Raw genomic sequence first — 21,709 nt, forward strand, 5'->3', positions numbered from 1 at the left:
AGGGTATGGCTGTTCGCCATTTAAAGTGGTACGCGAGCTGGGTTTAGAACGTCGTGAGACAGTTCGGTCCCTATCTGGTGTGGGCGTTGGATGATTGAGGGGAGCTGCTCCTAGTACGAGAGGACCGGAGTGGACGAACCGCTGGTGTTCGGGTTGTTTTGCCAAAGGCATTGCCCGGTAGCTACGTTCGGAATCGATAAGCGCTGAAAGCATCTAAGCGCGAAGCGAGCCCCAAGATGAGTCATCCCTGTACGTTTAACGTACCTAAAGGGTTGTTGAAGACTACGACGTTGATAGGCAGGGTGTGGAAGCGTAGCAATGCGTTGAGCTAACCTGTACTAATTGCCCGTGAGGCTTAACCATACAACGCCCAAGTGGCTTCATAAAAGAAGTGCTAAGCGTTTATGAGTGACAAGTATTAACATAAAATTAAGAGTAAGACTGAAGACATTCTTTAGCCTCGATTACAGCGAGCGTCTACATGAGTAGATAGTGAGCATCAGCTTTTACATATTGATTTATTGAGTGAAAGCTTGATAGATAACAGTTTTTGTCTGGCGACAATAGCGATGTGGCCCCACCTGATCCCATTCCGAACTCAGAAGTGAAACACATTAGCGGCGATGGTAGTTTGGGGTTTCCCCATGCGAGAGTAGCACATTGCCAGACTCCCAATTAAGTACAAAGCCACCTTTATCGGGTGGCTTTTTGCGTTTCGGAGGATTGGAAAATGGTCACCACATTTTAGAGTGGAAAAGGTGACTTAGTACTTAAGCGCGAATGCGCATTGCTACACAGCAGAAAACCATCACAAAGTGGATTCCCGGAGCCAAGCGTAGCTTATCTCGTTCCAGCGGTAGGAACTGTGTTCCTAAAAGACTCCGCTTCCACCCCCATGCGAGAGTAGCACATTGCCAGGCTCCCATTCTGAAGAAAGGCCACCTATACGGGTGGCCTTTTTTTTGGTTAAAATTTAGTGATCTCTAGATCTATTTATAGGTTTTATTGGCTAAATCTAATGGAAGTTACGGGATTTGGTATTCAGTTCTGCTAATAGATGGCTTAAATCCGTCAGTTTCCCAGCGATGATATGTATTACGTCACCATCTCCCCGCTCTAATATTCCTTTTACCTGCAATATGGTCGACTTTAAGTAAGCCTGTTTTTGTGCTCTTGAGGTGGCTAACCAAACGACTACATTGATGTTCCCTGTATTGTCTTCAAGGGTCACGAAGGTAACACCTTTGGATGTGCCTGGCCTTTGTCTGCCAATAACTAATCCAATTACGCTAACGTGAGTTTGATGTGCTTTGAGGTGCAATTGGTTTGCTTGAGTATGTTTGGGTAATAGCTTTGCCTTGTGCAATAACTCTATAGGATGAGTCGATAGACTCAAACCGGTTGCTACGTAGTCTTCTAATAGGGTTTTAGTCGCGCTTGGGTTAGGAATGTTGCTTATTGGAAATGACGCTTGTTGATTGAATAGAGGCAAATCGCTTTCTGCATCCATTAGTAACCAACGAGTTGCGTATCGATTATCGCAAAGTCTATGGAAAGCGTTGGCACTGGCAAGCGCTTCAATTATATGGCGAGGAAGTGTCAGGTGTTTAACATGATTGATTTCGGCAAAGCCATGCTCTGGTCGTTGTTGAATAAGTGGGTCAACACTTTTACTTGTTACACCTTTAACTAGGCGTAAGCCTAATCTAATTGCCCAATTCTTGTTTTGATATTCTAAAGTATGATCAAATTGTGATGTGTTGACACATACAGGCAATACCTCTATATCATGTCGTTTCGCATCTTGAATGAGTTGAGCGGGGGAATAAAAACCCATAGGCCAACTATTTAGTAAACCTATATAAAAAGCTGCAGGGTAGTAGTGTTTTAACCATGATGAAACATAAGCTAGTACTGCAAAGGATGCCGAGTGAGATTCGGGAAACCCATACTCTCCAAAACCACATATTTGTTTATATATTCGTTCTGAGTATTCAACTGTGTAACCCCTTAGTGACATCCCTGTTATCAACTTATCTTTAAAGTTTGTTAACTCACCAGTCTTCTTCCAACTTCCCATGGCGCGGCGTAATTTATCTGCTTCTCCGCCGGTAAAGCCCGCGGCTACCATGGCAATTTTAATCACTTGTTCCTGAAAAATAGGTACGCCCGAAGTACGTTCTAATATCTCTTTTAGTGCTGGAGACGGGTGCTCAATTGCTTGTGGGTTTGCACGATTTTGCAAGAATGGGTGCACCATCCCTCCTTGAATAGGGCCGGGCCGTATAATCGCTATTTGGATGACTAAGTCATAAAACGTAGTCGGTTTTAGTCTTGGCAACATACTCATTTGTGCGCGTGATTCAATTTGGAATACGCCTACTGTGTCGGCTTTCTGAATCATCTTATAAACTTGCTTGTCGTCGCCCATAGCTGTGATTTGAGCAATGTTAAAGTCATGCTGATAATGCTTGTTGATTAAGGCAAAAGATTTACGAATGGCGGTGAGCATACCTAAGGCAAGCACATCAACTTTTAAAAGCCCTAAGCTTTCAAGGTCATCTTTATCCCACTGGATCACGCTTCTATCTTGCATCGCGGCATTTTCAATTGGAACCAGATGATAAAGTGGGCCTTGGGATATGACAAACCCTCCCACATGTTGTGATAGATGGCGGGGAAAGCCTTTTATTTCATTAACCAGACTAACAAATTGTTTGCCTTGTGATGATGAGGGATCAAAACCAAGTTCAGCAATTTGAGTTTGCCAGCCCAATTCCATATCGCGGTGATTCATATTTTTTATGAAGAAATCTAACTGACTTTCGTTTATGCCAAATGCTCTGCCTATTTCTCGGATAGCACTTTTGTTTCGGTAGGTAATAACGGTTGCTGCTATGGCAGTACGTTCTCGTCCATATTTTTGATAAATATATTGAATGATTTCTTCACGTCTTTCATGCTCAAAATCCACGTCAATATCAGGCTCCTCTTGACGTTCTTTGGAAATAAAACGTTCAAACAACACTGATATTTGCCTTGGATCAACAGCAGTGATTTGTAGGCAATAACAAACGATCGAGTTGGCTGCTGAACCTCTGCCTTGGTATAAAATTTGTTGTTGTTGAGCGAATTGCACCACATCGTAAATAGTAAGAAAGAAATACTCATATTCTAACTCTTTGATTAATCGTAGTTCTTTAATGATAATTCGTTTGATAGCAAACGTTAGATTGCCTCCAGTGGCAAAACGTAAATGTAGACCTGTGATAACCAGTTCTCGCAGATACTTTGAGGCAGTTTTGCCCTTAGGCACCAATTCACTCGGGTATTCATAACGTAAACTCGACAAGCTAAAAGTACATAAATTGGCAATAGTGAGTGTTTCTTCAAGCCATGCTGACTGATATAAAGTAGCGAGTTTATTGATTGGCCGCAGATAACGTTCACTGTTAGGTAATAATTGACGGCCTAATGCTGAGATTGGTTTACCTGTGTGAATTGCAGTGAGCGCATGTTGTAGTGGTAAACGTTGTTGATGATGCATTAATACACCACCACAGGCGCAGATAGGTATTTTATGATCGTCACTAAGTTGCTCTACATGTTCTAAGTAGCGATGTTCGTTAGCCAGTAGATGCCGTTGATAACCTATCCATACTTTGTGTTTATAATGCTTTTTGAGCCAAGCTCCCCAGTGGTTATCTATGGCTTGAACGCCATTGGGTAACCATATGGCTAAACAATGTTTGATCCCAAGTAAGTCCCACTTATTGAGTTGGTATTCACCTTTGGGAGCGCGTTTACGGGCATTAGTAATCGTTCTGCATAACTCTGCATAAGCCAGTCTGTCAGGGCATAATAAAACTAGCTCAAGCTCCTCATCAAAACGAAATAGACTGCCAATGATTAACTTGATGCTAAGTTCATGCTCTTTAATCGCGGTGTATGCTCTGGCGATCCCTGCCACCGAGCATTCATCGGTTATAGCAATAGCTTGATAACCGAGAAAAGTCGCTTGCTTAACTAACTCTTGTGGATGAGATGCACCACGCAAAAAGCTAAAATTACTTTGGCATAATAATTCAGCATAGTGATTGTTTGTTGCCATCAACTAAACACCCCATGTAAATACCAATCACCCCGTGGCGTTTTAAACACCCAGTACCACTGACCAAGTTGATTGAAGGCTATAAAATAGTCACGGGTGATAGGTTTAGTGTCCCACCAACCTGTTTCAATGCGTTCTGGTCCATAAGCAATGGAGATTTTTTCTTGTAAGCGTTGAGGAGGGGTTAATAAAAAGCTTGGCCGTAAGGCATAAAGTTGAAAAGGTTGTATCGATTTAGCTAGTCGTTTGGAGTTTTGAATTGCCCGTTCAGGTCGATAATCATTGTTTAATGTAGGGGTGGATACGGCGTCTTCACCCAGTTTTGCTTGAAGTAGTGATATCAACTGTAAACGTGATAGTCTACCTTGCTTACCTGCAAATAAATCGCTTTTGTCCGGCGTTCTGATATAGCTGTTCTCTACTACTAAGCGGATCGCAAAAACAGGCGCGCTGAGTGTGATGTTTTCTAATTTCAACGATATTAATACTGCCCAATACTTAGCCAAATATTCGCCTTGCTGGGAATGAATGTTTAACTCGATCATTTTTTCATCCCTCTGGCTAAGAGTGAACACCAACGTTTGGGTTAACAAGTCACGTGCTTTTAAAAACTGCTCTAAATTTTGTAAAAGTTGATTTAATGGTGCTTGTAAAATCTGAATGTTTTCTATGTCATATAACAATTCTATCACTCGGTCAAAATGCTTCTTCGGATGGAAAAAATTAACAGGATGGGTTATTTGCGCCGTAAGTTTGCCAATGTAAGTAGCGACTTCTATATCAAATCGTTTGGCAACATCAGCAAGAGGAATTTTGAGTAGTGCTTGTATAGTATGCACGCCCACTCGTTGTAATTTTTCAACCGCTTTAGTTGTAAGATCTGTGTGCTGTAAAGAAGTGTTTTGAATAGCTTGTTTGATTGTATCTACGTTATCGGTTACCTGATCCCAAGCCCTGATAGCCAGTAACTTAGCGGCTAAGGGGGAGTGCCCTGTGGCATAATGAAAATTCACTTTTTGCTGAAGTAGTTGATGCTGCACGACCTGCCAGTAAGATGTTAAATTGCCATATAAATTAAGCATGTTATGTACCCGTAATAACAAACTATTTTCGTTGAAAAAGCAGATGTCGCTTGTGACTAAATATAGGTTTTGGGCAATATCATTAAGCCTATTTTTAGTGATTGCTTCTTGGTAAGCGATAACCTGTAAATCTCCCTTTAACATAGCTGCGGTGCCTAACCCCATGCCTAAACGAATGCCCGCTTGGTAAGCGGTGTGATTGAGTTGGCATACTTGATTAGTCTGTTCATCTAAGATCACATAAGCTTGTGAATGGATATTTGACTCAGGATTTTGTTGCAGCAATGCATCTAATTGTAAATTAGGAAAATACAGATATAGCCAAATGTTTTGCATAATAAAGTACTAAAAGTGGTTTATCCCGCGCGATATGCACGAGAGGGGAATAGCAACACATTGTTGTCTTCAGATTGGCTCAATTCAGGCCAATAAGCTCCCATATAGATATTAAATGGAGCATTAGACCAACTGCCTTTGCGCTTAGTTATTTGTGCGTTTATACCGACTTTAGAAGGGCTGAGTTTTATTCCTAAAGTGACGGGTAAAGAGATATGTTCTTGCTGAGGCTGGCGTATGATAAAAAGTAAACTATTACCTTTTTCTGCGGCCAATTGTAGGCGTTTGACTTGCGTGACTGATAACGAAACATGCCACAAAACCACACTGTGGCAGCAGCCACTTTTGAGACTCTGCTCGGCGCTCCACAAAACTTGTTTGTTTAATGAGGGTTGCACCACCATCACTTGATCGAGTGTAAAACCAAATTCAGCTAACATTTCGCTATTAATCGACATCGGTGGTGCGATAAGTGTGATTAATTCAGTCTGTCTTTGTTGTTGTCTAGTAAGGATGCTAGGCAGTAATAAACGCAACTCACCAATGCCAATTTGGCTGCGAATATCAATGACACCATACTCTGGAAATCCTCCTTGTAATGCATTATCTAATTCCTTAAATCCGGTGTGCTGTCCGTTATCAGAAGATTGAGTATGATTCGCCTGCCAGAGCAGGTTTTTATTTTTCAGATAAGAAATAGTAGGGTGCATAACATCACAAATATACTGTATTTATATACAGTATATTGAAGGTTCTAAAAGATGCAAGTTTGACGTTTGTTTGTTTACAAAGGGGGAAGATTTTAAGACAACATAACAATGTTGTTTCGTTGTTTGCAGATTTTCATGTGATTTTTTAATTGTTTATTATGAGGCTCTTAGCAGCCTAATAATCTAGTTGGCACGCAATAGGTGCTTATATTGGTCTAAGACCAATGGCTTATGTTAATTTGTTATATTTTAGCTTATTTTGGTCGATAACTTGATTGTGTAACTCATTTACATCATTTATTGCTGAAAAAGAAAGACATATGAAATTAATCACACTGCAATTTTTTGTCGTTCTAATATGTATTTTAATATTAGATTATTTTTCTACTCCATGGTGGTTGCTCGCTGTCGTTGCCTCTTCGCTGGCAGCAGTGTTTACATGGCTTGCTGGTCGTCAGGCCAATATCGCTGAAGATATTATTCCCCCCGAAAAAGATTATCAACTAGTTGCAAAACATATAAGCAAAGGTTCAAGTCGTATTGCTATTGGTGGGGCAATAGTTTCACATTTTCTGGATACGCTGACTAAAACGTTTAATCTTCAGGTTGATAATGCTCAGCAAATAGCTGAGAGCATTACCAGTTTGGAGCAGGGTAATGATGAGTTATTAGAATTTGCGGATTTAGCAGAAAATCAAATTAATGACTCAGACGAAAAAACCCAACAAAGCAAAGTTTTACTAGAGCAACTGCTGTTACAGCAAAGTACATTAGCGACCCAAATTGAACATGCTAAGGATATGTTATCGAAACTTAAATCGAGTGCAGAGTCCATAGGTAGTATTACCACCACCATTAATCAGTTAGCTGATCAAACTAATATGTTAGCTTTAAATGCGGCAATCGAAGCCGCGCGAGCTGGAAAGCAGGGCCGTGGTTTTGCCGTGGTGGCTGATGAAGTAAGAGACCTCGCGAAAAAAACGGCTGATGCGACTAAAGGTATCGACAATGTATTATCAGAGATAAATCAATCCAGCCATGACTCTGTTGAATCAATTGAAAAGGTGGCTGAAGCTAGCGGTGTGATGTCGGGTGTAATCAGTCAAACATCTAGTCTTATCCAAGATGCCAGCGTGTCGTCATCTGAAGCAGCTAAGGTGATGTCACAAGTAAAACAGAGTGTGAGTTCCCATGGAGAAACCAATCATGGGATCAGTACTAATGTGCTGCAATTGCATGAAACAACTAAACAATTAGAGCATGACTTAAAAGATGTTTCTGCGCAGGCTATTTCTCTTAGTAACCAAACTGAAGATATTTTTAGACAATTAGATGTATTTGAGCTTGAAGATGAACAAAATGCACAGGTACAAAAAGTCGCAACACAGTCTGCACAACAGATTGGTAAGCTGTTTGAATCAGCAATTAAGAATAATGAGATAACTCAAAGAGCGTTGTTCGACTTCAATTATTTGCCTGTAGAAAATACTAATCCGCAAAAATTTACCGATTTAAAACTGCCTAGCATTCAGGAACCAATTCTTGAAAAACAACCCTTTATTATTTTTGCTGGCGCCGTGGATAAAAATGGTTACTTCCCAACACACAATAAAAAATACAGTAAAGCCATGACGGGAAATTATGAGCAAGATTTAGTCAATAGTCGTACTAAGCGTATTTTTAATGACTATACGGGCGCAAGGTGTGGGAAAAACACTGAAAAATTCTTGTTGCAAACATACAAGCGTGACACTGGGGAAGTGATGCACGATTTGTCATTGCCCATATATGTAGATGGTAAACATTGGGGCGGTTTTAGAATTGGCTATCGCGCGGTCGAGTAAAACGAGAAATTTAGTTAAGGCATATCCCTAAGTTTTTTCTTTGCTGAGAATTATTTAATGCCTGTTAGACTAAGACGTATCTTGTTTAACTAATTAGGGGGACACTGATGCAATATTGGTTGTTTAAAACAGAGCCTGATGCCTTCAGTATTGATGACTTAATAGCGATGCCTAACCAAACAGAACATTGGGATGGGATCCGTAATTATCAGGCTCGTAACTTTTTACGTGATGAGGTTAAGCTTGGGGATCAGGTTTTTATTTACCATTCTAGCTGTAAAGACGTTGGGATAGTTGGGGTCGCTGAGGTGGTAAAAGAAGGTTATGTCGATCACACTCAATTTGATCCTGAAAGTAAATACTTTGACCCAAAGTCACCCAAAGACAAACCTAGATGGATGATGGTTGATATTCAATTCAAGCAAAAATTTTCGAAAATCTTACCTCTTAAAACAATCAAAAACATGCCAGAAATCACCGATATAGGATTAGTGAAAAAGGGAGGCCGGTTATCCATTATGCCAGTGCAGCAAACAGAGTTTGAATGTTTATTAAGTCGATGCCAAGGTGCAGGCTAGCTAATAGTTGGGTTGGTTTCTTCTACTTCTGGTTGAGTTTTAACCTTATCTGAAACCAAATTCCCACAAGCTGCAATAAAACCATCTACCGTATTTTTACACCAAGGCACCCTTACTTCAGAAGGTTGACGAGCAATAAATTGGCTGACAAATTCAATTGTCAGCGCTTGACCTTTAAGTGCTTTGCGCACAGCTACTTCTACTGTTTCATTGTGTTGGCAGCATTGCACAATAATAAATTGAAAATTTTCAAGAACAAAATGTGCGATGTCATAGTCTTGGCGTTTGATAAGTCCATGACTATTAAGTGCAGCCAACTTAGTCTGAAAAACATATTGTAGTTGTGTAGACATAGCCATCACTATGCCCAAAGAGTATTTATTTTGTGATTGAAGTAACTTGTGAGCGCGTTTAATTTGTTTTAGCTCTCGCTGAGTACTTTTACCATTCATCACCATAAAGATGAGTGCCAAAATTAATAAAGCAATTACACCGAACTCAATCATTAATAACCTCGAAGAATAAAACTTCTTTATTGTTGTGTAATAAAATTTTGAATGTTTTCTTCCAAAATAGACAAGGGAACCGACCCATGTTCTAACACCGCATGATGAAATGTGCGTATATCAAAGTTATCGCCTAAAGCTTGCTCAGCTTGTTCCCGTAATTTTTTTATCGTCAACTCACCTATTTTGTATGATAACGCTTGGGCTGGCCAAGATATGTAACGGTCAATCTCAGTTGTGACATTATGCTCGGATAACGCAGTGTTCTCTAACATAAAATCGATTGCTCTTTGTCTTGACCAACCTTTGATATGCATACCTGTATCTACCACTAAGCGGCAAGCGCGCCACATTTCATAACTTAATCTACCAAATTCATCGTAGGGATCGTTATACATTCCCACTTCTTTACCCAAAAATTCTGAATATAATCCCCACCCTTCGCCAAATGCAGAAATATAGGTATAACGTCGCACTTCAGGTAAATCCTGCATTTCTCTAGATAAAGATATTTGCAAATGATGGCCCGGTACGGCTTCGTGTAACGTTAACGCAGTAAGTGCGTATAAAGGTCTTTTGTCTAAGGCGTAGGTATTAACCCAGTAATAACCAGGTTGGTTATCTTTGGTGGGGGAAATATAACGCCCTGTTGTGTATTTCGGTGCGATACTTTTAGGTACTGGCTCCACACCGTATGGCGTGCGGGGTAAATAATTAAATAGTTGAGGTAGCTTGGCATCCATCTTTTTGGCGATATATGAAGCTTGTTTAATCAGTTCATCTGCTGTTTGAGCATAAAACTTTTTGTCAGTCCGTAAATATTGAATGAATTGGTTTATATCGCCGTCGTATTCAAGCTGATTGACTATGCTCTGCATTTCGCCACGAATACGCTTCACCTCACTCAAACCTAATGAATGAATATCATCTACCGACATGTTAGTCGTGGTATAAAAATCACTACGGTTTTGATAAAAGGCGGCACCATTTGGTAAAGACTTAGCGGCGATATTTTCTTTACTATTGGGAATATAGTCAGTGATTAAAAAGTCATAAAATTTTTGGTAAGCAGCAAATACCTGGTTTGTGATAATTTCACTAGCATGCTCACGTAATTTTTGTTGTTGCATGGAGTCAACGTTAGCATCCTGAAAATCTTTAAAGGGTACATAAAATACACTGTCTTCATGTGAGTCATGTATAAAGGCTTTGACTGAATCTTCAAAACCTTGCAGTACTACTTTAGGTTGCACAAAACCAGTTTGTAGACCTTTTTTCATCCAATAAATTTGTTGTTCAAAATAAGTGGGGAATTGCGCAAGCCGAGCTAAGTAATTTTGATAGTCAACCATGTTTTTAAAGCGACTAGAGCGAGGTAAAAACGCTAATCCACTATGAAAGCCCGACTCTGCTGTAAGTGGCATATAGTGCGCGTTAAAACGGTATTGGTCGACATAGTTTTGTAAACGTCTTTGTTGAATTAATAAGCTGATTTGTTCAGCCCTGCTTAACTTGGCTTTATCAATCTGGGACAGTTTTTTTAAGAAATCGTGATATCGAGAGTCTTGTTTCGCCAGCGCTTTAGGAGTGATATCAGCCAATTTGTCATCAAAGTCATGTATGCCTTGTCGCGTTGCTAGGATAGGGCTAATAGACAATTCATATTGCCAAATTTCATCGAGCAACGGCTGTAACTTAGTGGCTACTGAAGCAGAACATACGTAGGAAAAAAGGCTCAATAACAATAAACAGCAAAACTTTTTCATATCTCTACCCTTGAGTAAATGGCTTTTATTTAGGTGTGTTTTTAGGTGTATAAATTGGAGTAGGGAAGGCTGTCACCTTATCTGACAATGCGCTGATTTTTGAGGTGCCTTGTTTTTTCACTTCATCTATACGTAACACGCTATGCATAGGAACGTATGTACGCGTGACATCAGCAAACTCATCTTTAAGTTTTTCGTGACTAGGGTCTAGCACTAAACTGGTGTGGGTATCCCAAACAAAGTCACCTATTTCGATAAATCCAAACATGCTTCCTTGGCAAACTTCTCGAACATAAAGTTCATAACGTTCACCATTGGCGATAAATTGGATGCGGAACAAATGTTTTTCACTGGACATAATAACCACTCAATATATTAAGTTACTTCCCCGTAACACTATACGGGATAAAAATAGGATGTGACACGTTACCTATCAATGGAGATGGACTGGCCAATAGCAAGGCTGATAAAAGCTTGTGCTGTGATATTTTTATCGAGCAGTAACCTAATGCGTTATTTATTGATCATTAGAAAGAAAATAAGCGAGCGGCAGAAAAATTTAAATTATTGTCTAACTGCTAAAGGGCCTAATAAAGCCTGAGTGGCCAGTTGTAATTCATCAGTATCACCAGCCAAAATAGCATTGACGGCAAAACCCTGAACATAACTGGTTAACTGCAGTGCGGTTGACTCTATATTAATATGAGCATGTACTTGACCTAAACCTTGAGCCTTTTCTAAGCAACCAATAAAATCTATTTGTAATCGGTCTAGATAGTGGCGGCCTATTTGTTGTACTTTTTGATCATCAAAGCCCAATTCGGTAATGCAGTTGATCAACAAGCACCCTTTGCCTTTGATATGTTCAACGTAATCAGTAAAAAATGCACTAATAGAATCAAGCCCTTGATTAGATTCTAAATGTTGCATTACTTTATGTAGATGCACGGTTTGATAGTGTTTTAACACCATGTAAAGAAAAGTTTGCTTACTGCCAAATTCAATATAGAACCCCCTTCTATTGAAGTCAGTTCTGGCAATAATTTCATCCATAATGGCGCCGTGATAGCCATGTTCCAAAAAGACATCAATGGCTTGGCTTAATACGGCATCAACGTTGTATTGGGCTTTACGTGGCATAGTAATCAACTAGTCTTGGCAGAATATGTGTTCTTCACAGGGTAGCCGAGTTAAATTATCTGTCAAGGTTGTAGTGGTTAGGCATCTCGCTTAGTCTGACAAATAAAACAATTGAAACACATGAATGGGGATAATAATGAAGTTAAATCTAGGTTTTTGCATCATTTTGACGGCTGTACTATTAGTTGCGTGTCAATCTGAACAAGTTCAACAAACATCAGACGTTACTGCTGATGCATCACGGATTAAGTCGCATATTAGGTTTTTATCTGATGACCTGTTAGAGGGCAGAGACACTGGGGCTCGAGGCCACGAAATCGCTTCATTATATATTGCTGCTGAATTTGAAAAATATGGACTAACACCAGCGGGTGATAATGGCACTTATATGCAGAGAGTGAATTTTGTTCAAGCTTATATTGACCAATCTTCAATCAAGTTGTCGTTAACGGGCTCACAAGGTGACATGGCACTAAGTTATCCAAAACAGTTTCTCACCTCTCCTAATCCAATAGAAGAAACGACTCAGATGGCGGGTAAGTTAGTGTTTGTTGGGTACGGTATTGTTGCCCCTGAATTGCAACACAATGACTATCAAGATATGGATGTAAAGGGAAAAGTAGTGGTCGCCTTATCGGGTAAACCTAAGTCTTTTCCTAGTGAAGAAGGAGCGCATTTTGGTTCAAGCCGCGAAAAACTCCGTCACGCATCTGAAAATGGTGCGATCGGCTTTGTTACCATCAGCACCCCAACAGCTGAAAAAGTAAGGCCCTATCAAAACTTATTAAATTACATACATACACCTACTGTTAGGTGGTTAGATAATGATGGAAAACCTTCTGGTGTTTATCCGAAAATTAATGGCTCGGCATATTTCAGTAAAGAAGCGGCAGAGCTTGTATTTGCAGATGCGCAACAAAATTTAGAGCAAATTTATGGGATGTTGGAAAAAGATGAGTCACCTAAGGGATTTGATTTGCCTATGGAGATCCAACTCGAATCTAAAAGCACTCACAAGGCTATCTCTAGCCCAAATGTGGCTGCAATCCTAGAAGGCTCTGACCCTAGCCTTAAAAACGAATACATAGTGTATTCTGCTCACTCTGACCACCTTGGTTTTGCTAAGACGGTAAAGAAAGACAAAATTAACAATGGTGCTATGGATAATGCCTCAGGTACATCTGTATTAATGGAAACGGCCCGGTTGTTGAGTCAACTCGATGAGCGTCCTAAACGTTCTATTTTGTTTGTAGCGGTAACAGGTGAAGAAAAAGGGCTGTTGGGCTCAGATTATTTTGCGCAAAACCCTACTGTACCTATGGGCTCAATGGTCGCTAACGTAAATCTTGATATGCCAATACTGACCTACGAATTTAATGACGTTATTGCATTTGGTGCAAACCATAGTGATATGAAAAGTTCTGTAGCAAAAGCGGCTGAAAAAATTGGTTTAGAGTTAAGTCCAGATCCAATGCCAGATCAGGCGCTCTTTACTCGCTCTGACCATTATAGTTTTGTAAAACAAGGTATTCCTTCGGTATTTTTAATGTCTGGTTTTAAATCGGCAGATCCTGACATTGACGGTGGTAAGCAGTTTAGTCATTTTCTTAAAACTAATTATCATAAACCTGGCGATGATTTTAGCCAGCCCTTTAATTGGAAAGCCGCGACCAAGTTTACTGAGGTGAATTATCACATAGGTTTGACATTGGCCAACCAAGCACAACGATCTAGATGGAATGAAGGGGACTTTTTTGGGGATACCTTTTCGAAATAGCAGTCTATAAAACTCAAGTTAGATAAAAAAGCGGACTTAATTGAGTCCGCTTTTTTGTTTATATTTTAGAGCCCTACGCAAAAAACTGCCTATTAATTAATTGCCATTGTTCGGCAAAATTATCTGTGGGTCTTTTGGTAAATTCACTTCGAATAAATTGATTAATTCGTCCATCCGCAAAACAAATTAATATATTAGCAATGATCCCTTCATCAGCAGGCAAAGTTTTACCTTCGCGTAATTTACGTTCGCGCAATACTTGTTTTAGTTGCGTTTCTAAACGTTCGAACAGTTGCGCAATACGCTCTCTTAACCTGTCTTGTTCACCCATTAAAGCATCGCCATTTAAAATACGAGTGATCCCCGGGTTTTTTTCGGCAAAACCTAAAATAAGATGCAAGATAAGCTGACAACGGGTTGCAGTGTCTTTTTCTTCATTGATTATTTTATTGATACGAGAAAATAAGGTTTCTTCAATAAACTCAATCAGCCCCTCAAACATTCGCGCTTTGCTTGGGAAGTGGCGGTATAAAGCTGCTTCTGATACACCAACATGCGCAGCTAGCTTGGCAGTGGTGATGCGTTGTCCGGGGTTAGTTTGTAACATGCTCGCCAGTGCTTGAAGAATTTGCGCACGGCGATTGGGGCGTTTTGTTGCTGGCATTCTGGGTTCCTAGGCGAAAGTGGCGTCAGTCGTTAGTATCTTCTATGTATCTTTGGGCTACTAGTTGCATTAATTGCCTAGCTAGCAGTTGCTTATCGGCAACTTCTAGCTTTTTTTCACCCTTTGACCAAAATACGTTAAGTGCATTTTGCTCACTATTAAAACCAATTGTACTATCAGATACATCATTTGCAGCAATCATATTGAGCTTTTTACGCTGCAACTTATCTAAGGCATACTCGCGCAAGTTTTGTGTTTCTGCGGCGAAACCTAAAGTAAAAGGTGCATTAGCCAAATGTGCTACATCACTAAGAATATCAGGGTTTTTAATAAAAGTAAGTGTTAACTCACTATCTGACTTCTTGATTTTTTGTTCGGTCTTTTGTTGTACTCGATAATCAGCTACTGCGGCGCAGCCTACAAAAATATCGCAGGTATCAGTTGTTTGCATCACTGCATCATGCATTTGCTGCGCGTTTATTACTGATACTGTCTTAATTAGCGCTGGTGGCTGTAAATTTACAGGGCCACTGATTAAAGTCACTGTTGCCCCTAGTTCTTGCGCTGCTGTGGCGAGGGCATAGCCCATTTTCCCTGAGCTATGATTTGATAGGTAACGCACTGGATCAATTTCTTCACGAGTTGGACCCGCGGTTATAGTGATACGTTTACCTGCCAATAGTTGTTCTAGTGACTCTGGTACCAATAAATCTGCAATTTCTTGGGGTTCAAGCATACGCCCTGGACCCACATCACCACAGGCCTGTTCACCTTGAGCAGGACCCAAAAATTGGATTTTACGTTGTGCCAATATTTTCAAATTAGCTTGAGTTGCGTCTGCGAACCACATTTGCTGATTCATCGCCGGCGCAATATAAATAGGAGCCGGCGTGGCAAGGCACAAGGTAGACAATAAATCGTCTGCTAAACCATAGGTTAATTTAGCCATAAAGTTGGCAGTGGCTGGGGCAACCAACAACATGTCAGCCCAACGGGCCAGTTCAATATGGCCCATAGCGGCTTCTGCGTCTTTATCTAACAAATTATCAGAAACGGGATTGCCAGACACAGCCTGTAATGCCAATGGGCTAACAAATTCTTTAGCTGAATCAGTCATTACCACGCGCACATTTGCACCTTTGGCAACGAGTTTGCGCACTAAATCTGGGGTTTTATAGGCTGCAATGCCGCCTGTAATGCCTAAAATAATATTGATGTTTTTGAGTTGCATTGGCTCTTTTTGACATGTTGCTAGGCTCAATAGTCACATTATTGGCTGGAATAGCTTCCATTTGCTAGGCTTATTTTGAAGTTTAGACAACTAATAACCTTGAAACTGCAGTGTATAATTGATCGAATAGGCAAGGACGCATGAAAATTTTAGACTGGCCAAAGCATGAGCGGCCCAGAGAAAAACTGCTAGCTCAAGGCGCCGCTGCACTCTCCGATTCCGAGCTTTTGGCAATATTTTTACGTACCGGCATTAAAGATTGTAGTGCTATTGATCTTGCTAGAAACCTGCTGACAGAATTCGGTAGTTTGCGTGGGTTACTAGGTGCTTCGGAGCATGATTTTTGTCGTGCGAAAGGTTTAGGCCAGGCTAAATTTTCTCAATTACAAGCCTGTTTGGAGATGAGTCAGCGTTATATGGCTGAAGCATTAGACAAAACTGATGTGTTCAGCTCTGTTGAGCAAACTCAAGCGTATCTAATTGCAAAACTCAGAGATCAACCGCATGAAGTATTCGCTATGTTATTACTCGACAGCCAACATAGACTCATAAAATATCGCCCTATGTTTTATGGCACCATAGATAGCGCATCTGTTTACCCTCGAGTTTTAGTACAACAAGCACTAATTGATAATGCCGCTGCAGTCATACTCGCCCACAATCACCCATCCGGTGTTGCAGAACCGAGTCAGGCAGACAAAAGTATCACCAAACGGGTTATTGATGCCTTTAGCTTAATGGATATCAAGGTACTCGATCACTTCGTGATAGGAGATGGCATTGCAGTTTCATTTGCGCAAAGGGGATTGCTCTAAATATAAATGCCTTCCCAGTCATTCATTATTCTGCATATTAAATAACTAATCTCTTAGACCAAATGTAACCCACTCCACCATTTGATTACATTTTAGAACAATTATTAACCAGTCTTTGTTTCTCCGGTTTTGTATCATCAAAAATCTTCCATGAAGGTAACTTAATTTCCAATTAAGAACTAAGTTGCCGCCATCATTTTTACCAATTAATGGCCAAAATAGATCTGTGAGGGAATATGACTAAGGCTTCGAGTAAAATTTTTGTTATTAACTTAGACACGTCTACATCTAGAATGAGAGAAAGTCGAAATCAGCTATGTGAATTTGACTTTGAAAGAGTTAGTGCGGTCGATGGAAGTAAGTTAGGGCATCATGAGTTAAGACAATTTTACGACGATAATTTGAATCGTCAGCAGTATCATTGCGCATTAACCCATGGCGAAATTGGCTGTTACCTTAGCCACAGAAAAGTGTGGCAAAAAATTGTAGATGAGCACTTAGATTTTGCTTTAGTGCTTGAAGATGATTTTATTAATAACGCCGACATATCAAGGCTGATAAATGATGTAGCCCGGATTAAACAACCTTGGCATTGTATTAAGTTGGCGGAGTTTCCTATCAAGCGAAAAGTGGTTTTTTCGGAAAAATTAGGCAATGCAAATTTAGGTGTTTATAATAAAATACCCGCTAAAACTTGCGCACAATTAGTCAGTTTCCTAGGAGCTAAACACCTGTTGGCCATGTCTGAAAAATTTGGTCGACCTGTGGATATGGATATTCAGCATTGGTGGGAAAATGACCTTGAAGTATTTGGTTTACAGCCCTACCCATTTGCAATAAACGAAAGCATCGGCAGTGATATTGAAAATAAGGGCGCTCGTAAAAAATCAAAAAGGCGTCGAATATTTAAATTGTATAAGCAAATTTTTTTCTACTTTAGAAACAGACAACAGAGAGTCTCATTGCTCTCGAAGATGCAAACCCGCTTCCCCAGAAATGGCTACAAAGTCATCAAAACTATGAATAGGTAGCAGATTCGCCCAATTCGTAATAAAAGAGTTGTTTTTCTGCACATTATTCTTGAACTCATCCCTAGTTTACTGTATAAAATGCGCCCTCTTGTTAATAGCGTTAGCTGACACATAGATTGATTACGATTAAATGTGAGTCAGAGCTAAATTTTTTAGATTGTTTGGAGACAAAGGCCATGGCCAAAGTATGTCAAGTTACAGGCAAGCGTCCAGCGGTAGGTAACAACCGCTCTCACGCGAAAAATTCGACTCGTCGTCGTTTTTTGCCAAACCTTCAATCCCACCGTTTTTGGGTTGAAAGTGAAAACCGTTTCGTGAAATTACGTTTATCTGTTAAAGGTATGCGTATTATTGATAAAAAAGGCATCGATACAGTATTGTCTGATATGCGTGCCAACGGTGTTAAAGTTTAAGGAAGCAGATTATGCGCGAAAAAATTAAATTAGTGTCTAGTGCTGGTACAGGCTTTTATTACACTACAGATAAAAACAAACGTAATATGCCTGGCAAAATGGAGATCAAAAAGTTTGATCCTAAAATTCGTCAGCACGTTTTGTTTAAAGAAGCTAAAATCAAGTAAATTTATTGGTTTTGTCTCCTGAAGAACCCGGCTTTTGCCGGGTTTTTTGCGTTTATACCTGCCACTTTCTGAGGGAATACTTCTTTGCTGGGATTGGTATTACGCCTTATGTCATAATGGCCATACATACTTAGTCGGTTTTAGTTTCATATGATCAAGTTATCTCAGCGGGCTTGGAACAATGTCATCATTGTCAGTATGTTAATACTGATCGTGTTATTCAATTTCAGTAGTAATTTTCTAAATGAAGAAAGCGATGAGACTTCATCTATACTCACTCTTGTGCCTGCGAATATGACAATCACTACCATGCAGTTTGAGCAAGAAAAGGTAGAGCGAATTGGTCAAGGTTGGCGAGCAGCATCTGGAATGTATAGTAATGAAAGGCTTGTAAGCTTAGTTGAAAGTTGGAACAAAGCTGAGGTTAGCCTATTTGACCAAGACCTAAGTGGGCAGTTGTCTGGCCCCTTAGTAAAAGTCTGGTTTGCGGGCCAGGCGTTGCCTATTGGCTATCAGTTTATGCAACTGGCGGATAAAACCTTAGTGAAAGTCGACCAAAAAACATATCAGCTAATCAGTCCTCGTTATTCAATGTTAATTTTATCCGAGTAAAACATGCCAGAATTACCAGAAGTGGAAGTAAGTCGGTTAGGCATTAGTCCTCACCTTGAAAATCAAGTTATTCAAACCATCATCGTGCGTAAGCGCCAATTACGCTGGCCAATTCCAGAAGATATACATCAAGCTGAAGGTTTGGTTATCACTTCCATCAGGCGCCGAGCAAAATATTTACTATTAGATACCAGCAAAGGCAGTATAGTTCTGCATTTAGGCATGTCGGGTAAGTTGTGTGTCGTTGACTCTGATACTGAGGTGAAGAAACACGATCATTTGGATATTGTTATGCAAAATGGCGTATGTTTGCGTTTTAACGATGCACGGAGGTTTGGATCTTGTCTATGGCAAGGCCGTGATGAGCCTACGCTAAGTTTGTTAGCGTCACTTGGTCCTGAGCCACTAACCGATGAATTTGATGGCGCTAGACTGTTTGAGTTGTCTCGCAGTAAATCTGTCGCGGTGAAAAATTTTATAATGGACAATAAAATAGTAGTGGGGGTTGGCAATATTTATGCTAACGAATCATTATTTATTGCCGGCATTGATCCTAGAAAACCAGCCAACAAAGTCACTAAAAAACGTTACGTGCAACTCGCAGACATTATTAAAAAAGTGTTAGCCAGCGCGATTGAGCAAGGCGGTACAACGCTTAAAGATTTTATGCAAGCAGATGGGCAACCTGGGTATTTTGCACAACAACTGCTGGTTTACGGTCGAGCGGGTGAAAATTGCGATGCGTGTCGCTCAACCATTAAGTCAGTCACTATTGGGCAGCGTAACACTTTTTACTGTGAAACCTGCCAACGCTAAGAGGGTGCTCTCAGCGTGGCAAAGAGCGCTTTACTTAGGCTCTTTGTTATGTAGCTTTTGTTGTAAAGCGTCAATCACTGCTGGGTGACAGAATTCGTTTACACGGCCTCTGTGCAAAGCGACTTCTTTAACTAAAGTGGATGATATAAATGAATTTTCTTCTGCAGGTGTCATAAACACACTTTCCAAATTTGGATTGAGCCTTCGGTTCATATTGGCCAGTTGAAACTCATATTCAAAATCAGATACCGCGCGTAAACCACGGAGCAAAACTGTAGCACCTTGGCTCTCAGCAAAATCAGCCAGCAAGCCGGTAAAACCAATCACTTCAACGTTATCCAAATGTGCGGTGACTTGTTTGATCAGTTCAACCCGCTCTTCTAAGGTAAACAAGGGTTTTTTACTTGGATTAGAGGCGATACCAACAATCACAGTAGGGAACATTTTGGCTGCGCGTTCAATTAGATCGGCATGGCCGTTAGTGACTGGATCAAACGTACCCGGGTATATCGCTTTTCTGTGCATAATAAATGTATTTGCTTAATTTGGTTTAAGGCTAACCCAAGTCGGATGAGTTTTACTAATTTATTTGTCTTAATAGTGAGTATCAAAAATTCCAATAGCCAAGCTTTTTTCGCATCTTAAGTTTTCGGAATAGATTGCGTGGCTTAGCTTTTAACCCTAAAGGAGGTGATTGAATTGTTTTTTCTACCGCATCTAATACACGTGCTGAGGACTTTCCATCGAAGTAAGGGTGCATCAAACTTGTATTATGTTTGATTTTTTTTAGTAATGATTGGTCTGCTTTTAAAGCTTGTTCAATGGCTGAAAATAAGTCTGTGGGCTCGAATATATTCAATAAATGGGCTTCCGGTTCTTTATTTTTGAAAGTGACAATTGGTTTATTAAGTAAGCCAAATTCAGTAATTATTGATGATGTATCAGATACAATTACATCAGCCGTTTGTAAAACAGGAGCGAGCTCAGAGGTTTCTATTACATGTAGGTTGTCACTGCTTATACTTTGATACTGTTGAACTATATTCTCTGCCATTTTGGGATGAAATTTAATTATCCATTGCCAGTCTTTATAGGTCTTAGCTAATTTGTTTATTTCATCAAATAAGGCACTTGCTGAAGTCAATGCGGGTGAAAAAGTAGGAGCATAAAGTATTGTTTTCACATTACGTTTATTTGGCCAGTCGTAGACTGGAGCATTAAATAATGTATCTGTTTTGGGCCAACCTGTTTCTACTACAGAAAAGTGCGGGTGAGTTGTACGTATTTGCTCGAATCGACTAGTGAAAAATGGACCTTGGGTACAATATAAGTCAAAACACCCTCGCTCACGAAAATGTCCTTTTTTCTTCCACTCAAAACCATGGAAAATTTGTACTTTTAAACCAGGAATAAAGTCTGGCACTAAATTTCCTGGCACTAATATGGCTCTAGGGTTGTAATCTACTGCTTGTTTTACAGTATCTAATACTTTTTCATCTTGATGAAAATAATCAGGATTTATTTCGTTTCCCTCGACAAACCAAGCAATACTGTCGCCACGACTGCGGATCTCTTGTTGCAAAGGGCGTAATATTTCAAATGCGTAATTGTGAGCAATATAAAATAGATAGTGCTTCACGCCTTTTCCTTGATTATTTCAATGACTTCCGTGGTCGAAATAGAAGGTGTTCGAGGTAAGTAAACTACGTCACAATACTTTTTTAGGTGGTCAAATCGGCCTTCCCAATCATCGCCCATAACTAAAATGTCTGCGTTATGAGAAGTAATATATTCGGCTTTTAAGTCTAATGAATCTTCTACGAATACCTCGTCTACAAATTTTAATGAAGAGATGATTTCCAATCGGCTTTTTAGCGGATAAATAGGTTCTCGCCCTTTTTTATCTCTATTAAGCTCATCAGATGAAACTCCAACTATTAAATGACTGCCTAGAGACTTTGCTCGCTTCAGCAATTTTATATGCCCGATGTGCAAAACATCATAGGTTCCAAATGTTATTATTCTATTCACCGCTACCTACTTTTAAAAAGCTGAATTTCTAATAAAGCCGCCGTTGAGGCTTATTGTTTTTAGCTTTCGCTAAATATAT

21 protein-coding genes and 2 rRNA genes are annotated in these 21,709 nt (G+C 40.0%); 11 read left to right on the forward strand and 12 right to left on the reverse strand.

What is annotated here, in order from left to right; all coding sequences use genetic code 11:
• Together QZ488_RS10990 and rrf are read left to right on the forward strand one after the other, a co-directional pair.
• A 23S ribosomal RNA gene (locus tag QZ488_RS10990) occupies nucleotides 1–363 on the forward strand; the annotation flags it as partial.
• A gap of 190 nt (nucleotides 364–553) precedes the next feature.
• Nucleotides 554–669, forward strand: a 5S ribosomal RNA gene (gene rrf, locus QZ488_RS10995).
• 346 nt (nucleotides 670–1,015) lie between these two features.
• Here rrf and QZ488_RS11000 read toward each other — a convergent pair.
• From QZ488_RS11000 to imuA, 3 genes are read right to left on the reverse strand one after another with little or no spacing between them, the layout of a single operon-like run.
• Nucleotides 1,016–4,111: an error-prone DNA polymerase gene (locus QZ488_RS11000; protein ID WP_293748554.1), complete on the reverse strand. Its 3,096-nt coding sequence runs from the start codon at nucleotides 4,109–4,111 to the stop codon at nucleotides 1,016–1,018.
• Nucleotides 4,111–5,529, reverse strand: a complete 1,419-nt coding sequence (locus tag QZ488_RS11005) for a DNA polymerase Y family protein (RefSeq protein WP_293748556.1) — start codon at nucleotides 5,527–5,529, stop codon at nucleotides 4,111–4,113. Before QZ488_RS11005 ends, QZ488_RS11000 begins: the two co-directional genes overlap by 1 nt.
• Before the next feature lie 20 nt (nucleotides 5,530–5,549).
• Nucleotides 5,550–6,239, reverse strand: a complete 690-nt coding sequence (imuA, locus tag QZ488_RS11010; protein WP_293748558.1) for a translesion DNA synthesis-associated protein ImuA — start codon at nucleotides 6,237–6,239, stop codon at nucleotides 5,550–5,552.
• Nucleotides 6,240–6,559: 320 nt separating this feature from the next.
• On the opposite strand from imuA, the gene QZ488_RS11015 reads away from it, so the two are divergent.
• Complete coding sequence (locus QZ488_RS11015; RefSeq protein ID WP_293748560.1) at nucleotides 6,560–8,083, forward strand: methyl-accepting chemotaxis protein; 1,524 nt, start codon at nucleotides 6,560–6,562, stop codon at nucleotides 8,081–8,083.
• Between the two features lie 107 nt (nucleotides 8,084–8,190).
• On the forward strand, nucleotides 8,191–8,661 hold the full coding sequence (locus QZ488_RS11020) for an EVE domain-containing protein (protein ID WP_293748562.1): 471 nt from the start codon (nucleotides 8,191–8,193) through the stop codon (nucleotides 8,659–8,661).
• On the opposite strand, the gene QZ488_RS11025 is transcribed toward QZ488_RS11020, so the two are convergent.
• The 4 genes from QZ488_RS11025 to QZ488_RS11040 form a co-directional block, all read right to left on the reverse strand.
• Nucleotides 8,658–9,167, reverse strand: coding sequence for a hypothetical protein (locus QZ488_RS11025; protein ID WP_293748564.1), 510 nt, complete (start codon nucleotides 9,165–9,167; stop codon nucleotides 8,658–8,660). The two genes, QZ488_RS11020 and QZ488_RS11025, sit on opposite strands and share 4 nt — an antisense overlap.
• A gap of 26 nt (nucleotides 9,168–9,193) precedes the next feature.
• On the reverse strand, nucleotides 9,194–10,933 hold the full coding sequence (locus tag QZ488_RS11030; RefSeq protein WP_293748566.1) for a DUF885 family protein: 1,740 nt from the start codon (nucleotides 10,931–10,933) through the stop codon (nucleotides 9,194–9,196).
• A gap of 25 nt (nucleotides 10,934–10,958) precedes the next feature.
• A complete protein-coding gene (locus tag QZ488_RS11035) occupies nucleotides 10,959–11,291 on the reverse strand; it encodes a DUF1820 family protein (RefSeq protein WP_293748568.1) in 333 nt (110 codons plus the stop codon).
• A gap of 206 nt (nucleotides 11,292–11,497) precedes the next feature.
• Nucleotides 11,498–12,073 carry a TetR/AcrR family transcriptional regulator gene (locus QZ488_RS11040; RefSeq protein ID WP_293748570.1) on the reverse strand — a complete coding sequence of 192 codons (576 nt, stop codon included), beginning with the start codon at nucleotides 12,071–12,073 and terminating at the stop codon, nucleotides 11,498–11,500.
• A 136-nt stretch (nucleotides 12,074–12,209) separates the two neighbouring features.
• On the opposite strand from QZ488_RS11040, the gene QZ488_RS11045 reads away from it, so the two are divergent.
• Nucleotides 12,210–13,850: a M28 family peptidase gene (locus QZ488_RS11045; RefSeq protein ID WP_293748572.1), complete on the forward strand. Its 1,641-nt coding sequence runs from the start codon at nucleotides 12,210–12,212 to the stop codon at nucleotides 13,848–13,850.
• Between the two features lie 73 nt (nucleotides 13,851–13,923).
• Here QZ488_RS11045 and slmA read toward each other — a convergent pair whose 3' ends face one another.
• Nucleotides 13,924–14,514, reverse strand: a complete 591-nt coding sequence (gene slmA, locus QZ488_RS11050; RefSeq protein ID WP_293748574.1) for a nucleoid occlusion factor SlmA — start codon at nucleotides 14,512–14,514, stop codon at nucleotides 13,924–13,926.
• A gap of 25 nt (nucleotides 14,515–14,539) precedes the next feature.
• Entirely contained in the window at nucleotides 14,540–15,745 is a 1,206-nt protein-coding gene (coaBC, locus tag QZ488_RS11055) for a bifunctional phosphopantothenoylcysteine decarboxylase/phosphopantothenate--cysteine ligase CoaBC (RefSeq protein WP_293748576.1), read from the reverse strand.
• A 140-nt stretch (nucleotides 15,746–15,885) separates the two neighbouring features.
• Between coaBC and radC the strand changes: the two genes are divergently transcribed.
• The 6 genes from radC (at nucleotide 15,886) to mutM (ending at nucleotide 19,599) form a co-directional block, all read left to right on the forward strand.
• Entirely contained in the window at nucleotides 15,886–16,560 is a 675-nt protein-coding gene (gene radC / locus QZ488_RS11060) for a DNA repair protein RadC (RefSeq protein WP_293748578.1), read from the forward strand.
• A gap of 236 nt (nucleotides 16,561–16,796) precedes the next feature.
• Complete coding sequence (locus tag QZ488_RS11065; protein ID WP_293748580.1) at nucleotides 16,797–17,591, forward strand: glycosyltransferase family 25 protein; 795 nt, start codon at nucleotides 16,797–16,799, stop codon at nucleotides 17,589–17,591.
• Nucleotides 17,592–17,767: 176 nt separating this feature from the next.
• Nucleotides 17,768–18,004 carry a 50S ribosomal protein L28 gene (gene rpmB / locus QZ488_RS11070; RefSeq protein ID WP_007625404.1) on the forward strand — a complete coding sequence of 79 codons (237 nt, stop codon included), beginning with the start codon at nucleotides 17,768–17,770 and terminating at the stop codon, nucleotides 18,002–18,004.
• Between the two features lie 11 nt (nucleotides 18,005–18,015).
• The gene (gene rpmG, locus QZ488_RS11075; RefSeq protein ID WP_007625402.1) at nucleotides 18,016–18,171 is read left to right on the forward strand and encodes a 50S ribosomal protein L33; all 156 of its coding nucleotides are present in this window, start codon (nucleotides 18,016–18,018) and stop codon (nucleotides 18,169–18,171) included.
• A gap of 150 nt (nucleotides 18,172–18,321) precedes the next feature.
• Nucleotides 18,322–18,783, forward strand: a complete 462-nt coding sequence (locus QZ488_RS11080) for a hypothetical protein (protein ID WP_293748585.1) — start codon at nucleotides 18,322–18,324, stop codon at nucleotides 18,781–18,783.
• A 3-nt stretch (nucleotides 18,784–18,786) separates the two neighbouring features.
• Complete coding sequence (gene mutM / locus QZ488_RS11085; protein WP_293748587.1) at nucleotides 18,787–19,599, forward strand: bifunctional DNA-formamidopyrimidine glycosylase/DNA-(apurinic or apyrimidinic site) lyase; 813 nt, start codon at nucleotides 18,787–18,789, stop codon at nucleotides 19,597–19,599.
• A gap of 30 nt (nucleotides 19,600–19,629) precedes the next feature.
• Here mutM and coaD read toward each other — a convergent pair whose 3' ends face one another.
• The 3 genes from coaD to QZ488_RS11100 form a co-directional block, all read right to left on the reverse strand.
• The gene (gene coaD, locus QZ488_RS11090; RefSeq protein WP_293748589.1) at nucleotides 19,630–20,124 is read right to left on the reverse strand and encodes a pantetheine-phosphate adenylyltransferase; all 495 of its coding nucleotides are present in this window, start codon (nucleotides 20,122–20,124) and stop codon (nucleotides 19,630–19,632) included.
• Between the two features lie 82 nt (nucleotides 20,125–20,206).
• Nucleotides 20,207–21,238, reverse strand: coding sequence for a CDP-glycerol glycerophosphotransferase family protein (locus QZ488_RS11095; RefSeq protein ID WP_293748591.1), 1,032 nt, complete (start codon nucleotides 21,236–21,238; stop codon nucleotides 20,207–20,209).
• Complete coding sequence (locus QZ488_RS11100) at nucleotides 21,235–21,630, reverse strand: adenylyltransferase/cytidyltransferase family protein (RefSeq protein WP_293748593.1); 396 nt, start codon at nucleotides 21,628–21,630, stop codon at nucleotides 21,235–21,237. The genes QZ488_RS11095 and QZ488_RS11100 overlap by 4 nt, the downstream gene beginning before the upstream one ends.
• Between the last annotated feature and the right edge of the window lie 79 nt (nucleotides 21,631–21,709).

This window comes from uncultured Paraglaciecola sp. (assembly GCF_913020055.1).
GTDB lineage: Bacteria > Pseudomonadota > Gammaproteobacteria > Enterobacterales > Alteromonadaceae > Paraglaciecola.